Raw genomic sequence first — 11,491 nt, 5'->3', positions numbered from 1 at the left:
GACGATTCGTACAACGCCAACCCCGACTCGATGCGGGCCGCCGTCAAAGCGCTGGTATCGATGGCGCGGGCCGGGGACACGCGCCGCCGCACCTTCGCCGTTCTCGGCGAGATGGCCGAGCTCGGCGACGAATCGGTGGTCGCGCACGATGCGATCGGACGTTTCGCGGTACGCCTGGACGTCACCCGGATCGTCGCCGTCGGTGCGACCCGCCCGGTCCGGGGACTGTTCCAAGGGGCGGTGATGGAAGGATCCTGGGGTGAGGAAGCGAGTCACGTGCCCGACGCGGATGCGGCGATCGAGCTGCTGCGCGACGAACTGCGTCCCGGCGACATCGTGCTGGTGAAGGCGTCACAGTCGGTCGGGCTGTGGACCGTGGCGGACGCCGTGCTCGCGGATACTGCCGACGACAACACTGCTGTGGGAACGGAGGACGCACGGTGAGACAGATCCTTTTCGCCGCGGGGATCGCCCTCGCGGTGTCGATCCTGCTCACGCCCGTGCTGATCAAAGCCTTCAGCAGGCAGGGGTTCGGTCAGGAGATCCGCGTCGAGGGTCCTCAGAGCCACCAATCCAAGCGCGGCACCCCCACGATGGGCGGTGTGGCGATCCTGGCAGGTCTGTGGGCCGGCTACTGGGGGTCGCACCTGATCGGCATGGCCTACGACGCCGAGGGACCCTCCGCGTCGGGCCTGCTCGTCCTGGGCCTCACCACCGCTCTCGGCGGTGTCGGCTTCCTCGACGACTTCATCAAGATCCGTAAGCAGCGCAACCTGGGCCTGAACAAGACGGCGAAGCTCGTCGGGCAGCTCGTCGTCGCAGTCGCCTTCGGCATCCTGGCGCTGCAGTTCCGGAACAGTGACGGTCTCGCGCCGGCCAGCACGGACCTGTCGTATGTCCGCGACATCGCAACGGTGTCGATGGGATCCATCGTCTTCATCCTGTTCGTATACCTGCTGGTCAGCGCATGGTCGAATGCGGTCAATCTGACGGACGGGCTCGACGGCCTGGCAGCCGGCTCGATGTCGCTGGTGCTCGGCGCGTACGTGATCATCACGTTCTGGCAGTACCGCAACGCCTGCACGGTGGAGCCGACCAAGGGCTGCTACGACGTTCGCGACCCGCTCGACCTCGCACTGCTGTGCGCCGCCGGTGCCGCCGCGTGCATCGGTTTCCTGTGGTGGAACGCCGCCCCCGCCAAGATCTTCATGGGCGACACCGGTTCGCTCGCCCTCGGAGGCATGCTGGCGGGCCTGTCGGTGGCCACTCGCACCGAGTTGCTCATGGTCGTGATCGGCGCGCTGTTCGTCGCGGAGGCGGCATCCGTCGTCATCCAGGTCGCGGTCTTCCGCTCCAGCCGTCGTCGCGTGTTCCGGATGGCGCCGTTCCACCATCATTTCGAACTCGGTGGCTGGGCGGAAACCACGGTGATCATCCGGTTCTGGCTGCTCGCGGCGATCGCGTCGGCGATCGGCCTGGCCCTGTTCTACAGCGAATATCTAGCGGCGATCGGGGACTGACGCGGTGTCGTACGAACTGGACCGCTTACGCGGAGCCCGAGTCCTCGTGGCCGGTGCGGGGATCTCGGGTCGCGCCACGATCGTCCCGCTCACCGACCTCGGCGCGCATGTCACCGTCACCGACCGCAACCCCGAGGCGCTGGCGCACTGCGCCGAACTCGGCGCCGACACAGCCGATCTGGACGCTCTCGTCGCCGAGCCCGAGGCGCTGCGCGACTTCGCGCTGGTCGTTACGAGCCCCGGCTTCCCGCCCACCGCTCCGCTGCTGTCGCGCGCTGCCGGCGCGGCAGTGCCCATCTGGGGCGACATCGAGCTGTCCTGGCACATCGATCAGGCCGAGATCTACGGACCGGCCCGCCGCTGGCTCGTCGTCACCGGCACCAACGGCAAGACCACGACGACGATGATGCTCGACGCGATCCTCGAAGCTGCGGCGGTGCCCGGGGTCGCGTGCGGAAACATCGGACTTCCTGTGCTCGATGCGCTGCGCCGCGCCGATCCCCGCGCGGACGTGCTCGCCGTCGAACTCTCGTCCTTCCAGCTGCACTGGGCTCCGTCCGTCCGTCCGGCAGCCGGGGTCGTGCTCAACATCGCCGAGGACCACCTCGACTGGCACGGTGGTATGGAGAACTACATCGATGCCAAACTGGGTGCGCTGACCGGCGCCGTCGGGGTGCTCGGCCTCGACGACCCGATCGCCGGCACACTGCGCGACCGGTCGCGGGCGGTGTTCACGGTCGGTTTCACCCTCGGCTATCCGGATGCCGGTCAACTCGGCATCAGCGGTGACGTACTCGTCGACCGCGCCTTCGCCGATTCGGCGGTTCTTGCCGCGGTGTCCGATGTCACCCCACCCGGCCCCGCGGGACTCGCGGACGCGCTGGCTGCGGCGGCACTGGCCCGCGCAATCGACGTGCCCGCCTCCGCAGTGCACGACGGGCTCCGCCGCCACCAGGTCGGCCCCCACCGCGCCGCCCCCGTCGGGGTCGTCGGCGACGTCGAATACATCGACGATTCCAAGGCGACCAACCCGCACGCTGCCCGCACCTCCCTCCTCGCCCGCGACCGGGTCGTATGGATCGCGGGTGGACTCCTCAAGGGCGCCCGGATCGAAGAACTCGTCGCGGAGGTGGCACCGCGACTTGCCGGAGTGGTCCTCCTCGGGCAGGACGCGGCACAAATCGCGGAGGCCCTTGCGCGACACGCCCCGCAGGTCCCCGTCGTCCTGCTCGACACGCGCGACGATGAGACGATGACCAGTGTGCAGGGCATTTCCGGACTCGGCGCCGCGGTCCGGCACGTGCAGATCCCGGGCGCCGACGGCCCCACCGCGATGCGCGTCGCGGTGCGCGAAGCTGCGGACCTCGCATCAGCGGGACAGACGGTGTTGCTGGCCCCGGCCGCGGCATCGCTCGACATGTTCGCCGACTACGCGCAGCGTGGTCGCAGCTTCGCTGCCGCGGTCGAAGAACTCCGCGGGGGCGGGACGCAGCGGTGATCGCGTCGGCCGGCGACGCGCCGGACTCGACGGCACGGGGGCGGATCGGTCTGTGGATGGCCCGGCCGCTCGCCTCCTTCCACCTCGTCGTCACCATCGCCGTGCTGCTCACGGTGCTGGGACTGGTGATGGTGCTGTCGTCGTCGAGTGTCGGAATGGTCGCGGTCGCCGATTCGGCCTACGGCCTGTTCACCTCGCAGGTCGTGTTCGCCGCACTCGGCATGATCATCTTCTATGTGACCCTGCAGGTTCCGGTGCGCCTGCTGCGCCGCCTGTCGTTCCCCGCGTTCGCCGTGTCGGTTGTCCTGCTCGTGCTCGTGCTCATCCCGGGCATCGGCACCATGTCGCAGGGCACGCGCGGCTGGTTCGTGATCGGCGGCGTGTCGCTGCAGCCCTCCGAGATCGCGAAGATCACGTTCGCGGTGTGGGGAGCGCACCTGCTCGCCTCGCGCCGCGGTGACCACGCGACGCTCAAGGAGATGCTGGTTCCGCTGGTACCCGCGGCGCTGCTGGTGACCGGCCTGATCGTGTTGCAGCCCGACCTGGGCACCACCGTGTCGCTGGCCATCATCGTTCTCGCCCTGCTCTGGTTCGCGGGTCTGCCGCTGCGTGTGTTCCTCGGCATAGTCGGAACCGCCGTGACGGGCGCGGTGATCCTTGCTCTCACCGCCGGATACCGGTCGGCGCGCGTGCGTGCCTTCTTCAACCCCGCCGAGGACCCGCAGGGCATCGGCTACCAGGCACGGCAGGCGAAGTTCTCCCTCGCGGACGGGGGCATCTGGGGGCGCGGACTCGGGCAGAGCCGCGCGAAGTGGAACTATCTGCCCAACGCGCACAACGACTTCATCTTCGCGATCATCGGCGAAGAGCTCGGCTTCCTCGGTGGCGCCGCGGTGATCGGCCTGTTCGGCTTGTTCGCCTACGTAGGCCTGCGCATCGCGATGCGGTCGGTCGACCCGTTCCTGCGACTCCTCGTCGCCACTGCCACGACGTGGATCATCGGCCAGGCATTCATCAACATCGGATATGTGGTCGGACTGCTCCCGGTCACCGGCCTCCAGCTTCCGCTGGTCTCGGCGGGTGGCACATCGACGGCGACGACACTGCTCATGTTCGGTCTGATCGCGAACGCGGCCCGTCATGAACCGGAGGCGATCGCGGCGCTGCACGCGGGCCAGGACGGCCGCTTCGCGCGGCTGCTCAGACTGCGCAAACCGGAAGCGTATCTGTCCGGTCGGGACGGCCGTGCGCGCGCCGGTGCGCCGCGTGCCCCGCGCCCTCGCGACGAGACCCGGGGCGCCGCGCCGCGCGGCGGCGGGCGGGACCGAGGGGGACGCGACGGCGGATGCCTGGAGCGGAGCGAACGAGCCCGTGGCGGCGCCACGTCGAACCGCGCGCGTCGAGAGCCCGACCGCGGCGGTGCCGAGCGCATCCGCAGGGCACGCACACCACAAGATCAACCCGGGCGCAGCGCCCGGCAGAACCCGACACGTACACGTGGCGGGAACGGAAGAACCGGAGAGCGAGGAAACCGCAGGTGAGTGGGGAGCAATCCACCCTGTCCGTGGTCGTGGCCGGAGGCGGCACCGCCGGACACATCGAACCGGCACTCGCGGTCGCAGACGCGATCCGTGCCCTGATGCCGGAAGCGCAGGTCACCGCACTCGGCACCGAGCGCGGTCTCGAAACCACCCTGGTTCCGCGCCGCGGCTACCCACTCGAGCTGATTCCACCGGTGCCGTTGCCTCGTAAACCCACCGCGGATCTGCTGAAGCTGCCGGCACGGGTACTGGACTCCGTGCGCCGCACACGGGAGGTACTCGATCGAGTCGAGGCCGACGTGATCGTCGGATTCGGTGGGTACGTGGCGCTGCCCGCGTACCTGGCGGCCGGACCCGGCCCCCTGCGACGACGACGCAGGATTCCGGTGGTCGTACACGAGGCGAATGCCCGCGCGGGCATCGCCAACAAGATCGGAGCACTGCGAGCGGCGCGAGTGCTCGCCGCCGTCCCCGGCTCCGGAATCGTGCGCACGGGCGACGCGGAGATCGTGGGTATCCCGGTGCGCGCATCGATCACCGGCCTCGATCGAGTGGCGCTGCGCGCCGACGCCCGCCGCCACTTCGGGTTGCCCGCCGACGGCCCGGTGCTGCTCGTGTTCGGTGGTTCCCAGGGCGCCCGTTCCCTCAACGATGCGGTCTCCGGCGCCGCGGCGCGGCTCGCCGATGCCGGTATCGCGGTTCTCCACGCGCACGGACCGAAGAACACCCTCGAAGTGCCGGCGCACCCGGCGCACGATTCGGCGCCGTACGTGGCGGTGCCGTACCTCGAACGCATGGACCTGGCGTACTCGGCGGCGGATGCGGTGATCTGCCGATCGGGTGCGATGACCGTCGCCGAGGTGTCGGCCGTCGGGTTACCGGCGGTGTACGTGCCGCTTCCCCACGGCAACGGAGAGCAGGAACTCAATGCCCGTCCGGTCGTCGCCGGGGGAGGTGGGATGATCGTCGCGGACGCCGACCTGACGCCGGCGTTCGTGGCCGACACCGTTGTTCCGCTGGTCGGTGACGCACAACGGATCGCCGAGATGGGCCGGAACGCGGCCGCGGCCGGACATCGCAGTGCCGCTGCCGAAGTGGCTCGCATCGTGCTGGACGTGGCCGGCGCGGAACCGAACAGGAGCGAACGATGAACGCGCAGCTGCCCGCAGAACTCGAGCGGGTGCACATGGTGGGCATCGGCGGTGCCGGGATGTCGGGGATCGCCCGCATTCTCCTGGCTCGCGGAGGCCAGGTATCAGGATCGGACGCCAAGGAGAGTCGCGGCGTGCTCGCGCTGCGGGCGCGCGGCGCCGACGTGCGGATCGGTCACGACGCGGGCGCGCTGGACCTTCTCGAGGGCGGGCCCACCGCCGTCGTGACAACCCTCGCCGCGATCCCGAAGGACAACCCGGAGCTCGTCGCCGCACGCGCACGCGGTATCCCGGTGCTGTTGCGGCCCACCGTCCTCGCCGCCCTGATGCGCGGACATCGCACACTGCTGGTGTCCGGCACCCACGGCAAGACATCCACCACCTCGATGCTGGTCGTGACCCTGCAGCACTGCGGGTTCGATCCTTCGTTCGCGGTCGGGGGCGAGCTCAACGAGTCCGGCACCAACGCGCACCACGGCAGCGGCGACGTCTTCGTCGCCGAGGCCGACGAAAGCGACGGTTCGCTGCTGCAGTACGACCCCGACACCGTGATCGTGACCAATATCGAAGCCGATCACCTCGACTATTACGGCACCGCCGAGGCGTACACCCAGGTATTCGACGATTTTGTCGAGCGGATCGCGCCCGGAGGGCAGCTCGTGGTGTGTCTCGACGATCCGGGATCGGCCGCGCTGGCGCGCCGGGTCGTCGCGCTCGACGTCGCGGAGGGCACGCCGCTGCTGCAGGTGGACACGGCGGCCGCCGCCCAGCGGGTCGCGGCCCTGCCGCGGGCCGCGTCGGTGCGCGTGCAGCGCGTGTATCCGTCGACGGTGCGTCTCATGGTCACCGAACGTGTCGCCGTCCTGTATTTCGATGGTCCCGACGGCACGCATTCGGTCGACGCAGAAGGTGTGGACTTCGCGGTCGAGCCCCCACCGCTGTTCACTCCTCGGCTGGTGACCGCGTCGCCGGGTACCGGGGACCCCGCCACCTCGGCGGCGGTGCGAGTGGTCGAGGCATTACCTCCGGAACTGCGGGTGCAAGTGCAGGAGATCGCCGCGGGATCGGAGACCGACATTTCGCTGACCCTCGCCGACGGGCGGGTGGTGCTGTGGGGGGATGTGGACCGGTCGGACCGCAAAGCAGCTGTGGTCCTGCCGCTTCTGACTCGACCCGGACAGCAGTACGACGTGGTCAGTCCGGACCTGCCGACGGTGCGATGAGAAGGTCGGTTCGAAATTGGTGGCGTGTCGTCGGCGCGTCCACTGGCGGATCGCGGTCGAAGTGCCATAGCGTTTCGCGGCAGCGGAGTACTTGACATAACCTTCAAGCTGTGGTTGAGGGTTTGCGGTACTTGCAGGAAGATTCGATCCAAGCGTGACCCGAAATCCCAGGAAGGCGAGAGCCCATGACGCCCCCGCACAACTACCTCGCCGTTATAAAGGTCGTCGGTATCGGCGGTGGCGGCGTGAACGCGGTCAACCGCATGATCGAGCAGGGACTCAAGGGAGTTGAGTTCATCGCCGTCAACACCGATGCGCAGGCACTTCTCATGTCCGACGCCGACGTCAAACTCGATGTCGGTCGTGAACTGACTCGCGGACTCGGCGCGGGCGCCGACCCCGAGGTCGGCCGCAAGGCGGCCGAAGACCACAAGGACGAGATCGAAGAGGTGCTCAAGGGCGCCGACATGGTCTTCGTCACGGCCGGTGAAGGCGGCGGTACCGGCACCGGTGGGGCGCCCGTGGTGGCGAGCATCGCGCGCAAGCTCGGTGCCCTCACCGTCGGTGTGGTGACGCGACCGTTCTCGTTCGAGGGCAAGCGCCGCGGGGGACAGGCCGACACGGGCATCCAGACCCTTCGGGAGTCGTGCGACACCCTCATCGTCATTCCCAACGATCGGCTGCTCCAACTGGGCGATGCTGCGGTCAGTCTCATGGACGCGTTCCGGTCCGCGGACGAGGTGCTGCTCAACGGTGTCCAGGGCATCACCGATCTCATCACCACCCCCGGCCTGATCAACGTCGACTTCGCCGACGTCAAGGGCGTCATGTCCGGTGCGGGCAGCGCGCTGATGGGTATCGGCTCGTCCCGCGGGGAAGGCCGTGCCATCAAGGCCGCCGAAGCGGCGATCAACTCGCCGCTGCTCGAAGCATCGATGGAGGGCGCTCGGGGAGTGCTGCTGTCCATCGCCGGCGGTTCGGACCTCGGCCTGTTCGAGATCAACGAAGCGGCGTCCCTGGTCCAGGAGGCCGCGCACATCGATGCCAACATCATCTTCGGCACCGTCATCGACGACTCGCTCGGCGACGAAGTCCGCGTCACGGTGATCGCTGCCGGTTTCGACGGCAACACACCGGCTCGACGGCCCGTGGAAGCGGCCGGTCAGCAGCAGGCGCAGCAGCCGGCCTCCCGCGCCGGCAACATCGGTGCCGGACGAGCCGGCGACATCGGCCGGTCCGATCGCGACCGTCCCGAGGAGTCGCCCGTTCGTGAGCCGGCCCCTGTCTCGGGTGGTGGACTGCCGCCGGTCGGAGGCAACGCTCCGCGCCAGGTGGAAACGGACGACGACGGCGACGACGACGTCGACGTGCCGATCTTCATGCGCCGTTGACCTCACCCCGGAAAAGGTTGCGGGCTCGCCGAGTTGTCACCACCCGGGCGGGCGGCGTCTCCCCACCTCCGTACGACACGTTCAATCTCGCCGATCATGTGGGCGACGATCCGGCCGCGGTCGCGGCCAACCGGCGTCGCCTCGCGGCCGTCCTCGGATTGCCGCCGGAGCGGTTCGTGTGGATGGAGCAGATCCACGGCCGAAACGTCACCGTGGTCGAGGGCCCGGTCTCGGGACCGGTGCCCGCGACCGACGCGCTCGTCACCCGCGAAGTCGGCCTTGCGTTGGTCACTGCGAGCGCCGACTGCGTGTCCGTGCTGCTGTCCGACGAGGAGGCCGGCGTGATCGCGGCCGTGCATGCCGGCCGCATCGGTGCGCGTATCGGTATCGTGCCGCGCGTTCTCGAGGTGATGATCGAGCAGGGCGCCCGACCCGAACGGATCGGCGCGTTCCTCGGGCCGGCCGCCAGCGGACGCCGTTACGAGGTGCCCGCGGCGATGCGCGACGACGTCGAAGCGCACCTGCCGGGCAGTGCCACGCACACGGCACAGGGCACGCCGGGTCTGGATCTGCATGCCGGTCTGCGACGGCAACTGCTCGAACACGGGGTTGCCGCCGTCGCGGAGGATCCGCGATGCACCATCGACGATGCGACGTTGTTCAGTCACCGCCGGGGCGCTCCGACAGGGCGGTTCGCATCGATCATCTGGCTCGAGGAGCAGTCCGATACGGGCGGGGTGGCGGAGGCGACGGCGTGAGTGAGAGGGACGTTGCCCGCGATGCGCGGCGCGACGAGCTCGCCGAGCGACTGGCTGCGGTACGGGCACGGCTTGCGGCCGCCGCCCGTGCCGCCGGACGCCCGCCGTCGGATGTGGTGCTGCTTCCGGTCACAAAATTCTTCCCGGCGTCCGATGTGGTGCTGCTGTACGAACTCGGATGCCGGGCGTTCGGCGAATCGCGTGAACAGGAGGCGAGCGCGAAGATCGCCGAGTTCCGGGAATCCGTCGCCGATCCTGTGCAGTGGCACATGATCGGACGGCTGCAGCGCAACAAGGCGCGTGCCGTGGCGCGATGGGCGCACACGGTGCATTCGGTGGACAGTGCCAAGCTCACCCGCGCGTTGGCCACAGGGGTACGCGCTGCATATGACGCGCAGGAACGGTCGGATCCGGTGCGGGTGTTGTTGCAGGTGAGCCTGGACGGCGATACGCAGCGCGGTGGCGTCCTTGCCGCCGAGCTGCCCCTGCTGGCCGCCGAAGTCGCGGGCGCCGAAGAGCTCGAACTCGGCGGACTGATGGGTGTACCCCCGCTGGGGTGGGAGCCCGACCGCGCGTTCGAGCAGCTGGCGGCGTTGCATGAGCGGCTCAGGGAAGAGCATCCCGAGGCCTCGGAATTGTCTGCGGGCATGTCGGGTGACCTCGAGCATGCAGTGCGGTGGGGTTCGACGTGTGTGCGTGTCGGAACAGCCGTGATGGGGTCGCGACCGTTAGCCTGATCTTCATCCGCCATGCGAGGGAAGGGCGATCGATGAGCAGTCTCCACAAGTTCAAGGCCTACTTCGGGATGGTGCCGCTCGAGGATTACGAGGACGATTACCTCGACGATCCGGGTAGCGTGCGCCGCGAACGGGAGCGAGATCGCGACTACGGCGAGGCCCCCTACGGGGGGTATGCGCCGCCGCGGCGCGACGAGTACCCACCGGTGCGGCGCGAGGAGCCGATGCGTGAGTTCGCCCCGGACGAATTCGACGGATTCGAAGCCTCGGCCCGTCCGGCCCGCGTCGAGCCGATCACGGCGCGCACCCCACGTGCCGCAGCCGCGCCGGGTCGTGCGCCCGGGCGTTCGGCGATGGCCGCGGAATCCCGCCTCGAGCGGACCGAAGCCCGTCGCGGGGCGCTGTTCGATGAAGGAGGCCCGTTGTCGAAGATCACCACACTGCGTCCCCGCGACTACGGGGAGGCGCGGACGATCGGTGAGCGGTTCCGCGACGGCACCCCGGTCATCATGGATCTGGTCGAGATGAGCAACGCGGACGCCAAACGACTGGTGGACTTCGCTGCCGGTCTGGCCTTCGCGTTGCGCGGCTCGTTCGACAAGGTCGCTACGAAGGTGTTTCTCCTGTCTCCCGCCGACATCGACGTGTCCGCGGAGGAGCGCCGCCGGATCGCGGAAACCGGCTTCTACAGTCAGCAGTAGCCACTGGAAGACCGTTTCCCTCGCAGCGGACGAAGAAACGGACGAAACGCCCGGCGATAATGCAGATCACTGCAGGCCGGGCGTTTCGGTTTTGATCGGCTCGGCTCTGTCGGGCAGAGTGGTCGGGTGGCCGTATTCGAGGTGCTGTGGTTCCTGCTGTTCATCTTCTGGCTTCTGTTGATCGGGCGGATCATCGTCGAATTCATCAGAACGTTTGCACGGGACTGGAAGCCGTCCGGTTTTGTGGTGATCGTCCTCGAGGCGATCTTCACGGTCACCGATCCGCCGGTGAAACTGCTGCGGCGGCTGATTCCCCCGCTGAATCTCGGTGGGATACGGCTCGACCTGTCCATCATGGTCTTGCTGTTCATCGTGTACTTCCTGATGGCGTTCATCCCTCGCGGCGGGGTCGCGTGACGGGCCGGCCTGCCGTGGCTCGGGAAGGCGGTAACGTCGCAATGTGCCAGAATGGAATGCCAGATACAGTGGGTTTTGATACGCGTGACGCACTGTTGTTCTCGGTGAACACCTGCTTGACCGCTTACTCGACGCGTGAAGGGATCCTTCCATGCCGCTGACTCCAGCTGATGTGCACAATGTCGCGTTCAGCAAGCCTCCGATCGGGAAGCGTGGGTACAACGAGGACGAGGTCGATGCCTTCCTCGACTTGGTCGAGCAGGAGTTGACAGGCCTGATCGAGGAGAACGCCGACCTGCGTCAGCGGGTTGCCGAACTCGACCAGGAGCTCGCCGAAGCCAAGAAAGCGCCTCGTCAGGCCGGTGCTCCTGCGCCGCAGGCAGTCAAGCCGGAGCCGGCACGCGTCGTCGAAGCGCCGAAGCCGGAACCCGCTCCCGCGCCTGCCCCCGTGGCCGCGGCGGCGCCGTCGAGCGGCGACGCGAGCATGCAGGCTGCGACGGTGCTCGGACTGGCCCAGGAGATGGCAGACCGGCTCACCGGCGATGCGACGGCCG

Annotated in this window: 12 protein-coding genes and 1 pseudogene; all 13 read left to right on the top strand. The window is 68.6% G+C overall.

Annotation, left to right across the window (positions count from 1 at the left end):
- Nucleotides 1-444 (top strand): glutamate ligase domain-containing protein (locus tag Q8814_RS20345; protein WP_330153809.1); only part of this gene is annotated, 444 nt, incomplete at its 5' end.
- The gene (gene mraY / locus Q8814_RS20340) at nucleotides 441-1,520 is read left to right on the top strand and encodes a phospho-N-acetylmuramoyl-pentapeptide-transferase (protein ID WP_330153808.1); all 1,080 of its coding nucleotides are present in this window, start codon (nucleotides 441-443) and stop codon (nucleotides 1,518-1,520) included. The genes Q8814_RS20345 and mraY, both read left to right, overlap by 4 nt.
- Before the next feature lie 4 nt (nucleotides 1,521-1,524).
- Nucleotides 1,525-3,018 (top strand): UDP-N-acetylmuramoyl-L-alanine--D-glutamate ligase, encoded by a 1,494-nt coding sequence (gene murD / locus Q8814_RS20335; RefSeq protein ID WP_330153807.1) that lies wholly within the window; start codon nucleotides 1,525-1,527, stop codon nucleotides 3,016-3,018.
- 56 nt (nucleotides 3,019-3,074) lie between these two features.
- Nucleotides 3,075-4,559 carry a putative lipid II flippase FtsW gene (gene ftsW / locus Q8814_RS20330; RefSeq protein ID WP_330153811.1) on the top strand — a complete coding sequence of 495 codons (1,485 nt, stop codon included), beginning with the start codon at nucleotides 3,075-3,077 and terminating at the stop codon, nucleotides 4,557-4,559.
- On the top strand, nucleotides 4,556-5,710 hold the full coding sequence (gene murG, locus Q8814_RS20325; RefSeq protein ID WP_330153806.1) for an undecaprenyldiphospho-muramoylpentapeptide beta-N-acetylglucosaminyltransferase: 1,155 nt from the start codon (nucleotides 4,556-4,558) through the stop codon (nucleotides 5,708-5,710). The genes ftsW and murG overlap by 4 nt, the downstream gene beginning before the upstream one ends.
- Nucleotides 5,707-6,588 (top strand): annotated as a pseudogene (locus Q8814_RS20320) (FtsQ-type POTRA domain-containing protein); the annotation flags it as partial. The gene murG and the pseudogene Q8814_RS20320, both read left to right, overlap by 4 nt.
- On the top strand, nucleotides 6,574-6,933 hold the full coding sequence (locus Q8814_RS20315; protein ID WP_408015949.1) for a cell division protein FtsQ/DivIB: 360 nt from the start codon (nucleotides 6,574-6,576) through the stop codon (nucleotides 6,931-6,933). The pseudogene Q8814_RS20320 and the gene Q8814_RS20315, both read left to right, overlap by 15 nt.
- A 185-nt stretch (nucleotides 6,934-7,118) precedes the next feature.
- On the top strand, nucleotides 7,119-8,324 hold the full coding sequence (gene ftsZ / locus Q8814_RS20310; protein WP_330153805.1) for a cell division protein FtsZ: 1,206 nt from the start codon (nucleotides 7,119-7,121) through the stop codon (nucleotides 8,322-8,324).
- Nucleotides 8,321-9,082, top strand: a complete 762-nt coding sequence (pgeF, locus tag Q8814_RS20305) for a peptidoglycan editing factor PgeF (RefSeq protein ID WP_330153804.1) — start codon at nucleotides 8,321-8,323, stop codon at nucleotides 9,080-9,082. Before ftsZ ends, pgeF begins: the two co-directional genes overlap by 4 nt.
- On the top strand, nucleotides 9,079-9,819 hold the full coding sequence (locus tag Q8814_RS20300; protein WP_330153803.1) for a YggS family pyridoxal phosphate-dependent enzyme: 741 nt from the start codon (nucleotides 9,079-9,081) through the stop codon (nucleotides 9,817-9,819). Before pgeF ends, Q8814_RS20300 begins: the two co-directional genes overlap by 4 nt.
- Before the next feature lie 32 nt (nucleotides 9,820-9,851).
- Nucleotides 9,852-10,520 carry a cell division protein SepF gene (locus tag Q8814_RS20295; protein WP_330153802.1) on the top strand — a complete coding sequence of 223 codons (669 nt, stop codon included), beginning with the start codon at nucleotides 9,852-9,854 and terminating at the stop codon, nucleotides 10,518-10,520.
- Between the two features lie 126 nt (nucleotides 10,521-10,646).
- Entirely contained in the window at nucleotides 10,647-10,937 is a 291-nt protein-coding gene (locus Q8814_RS20290; protein ID WP_330153801.1) for a YggT family protein, read from the top strand.
- A 151-nt stretch (nucleotides 10,938-11,088) separates the two neighbouring features.
- On the top strand, nucleotides 11,089-11,491 hold a 403-nt coding region (locus Q8814_RS20285; protein ID WP_330153800.1), incomplete at its 3' end, for a DivIVA domain-containing protein.

The organism is Rhodococcus chondri (genome assembly GCF_036327435.1).
GTDB classification, from domain to species: Bacteria; Actinomycetota; Actinomycetes; order Mycobacteriales; family Mycobacteriaceae; genus Rhodococcus; species Rhodococcus chondri.
This window is presented reverse-complemented; position numbering and strand designations above follow the sequence as displayed.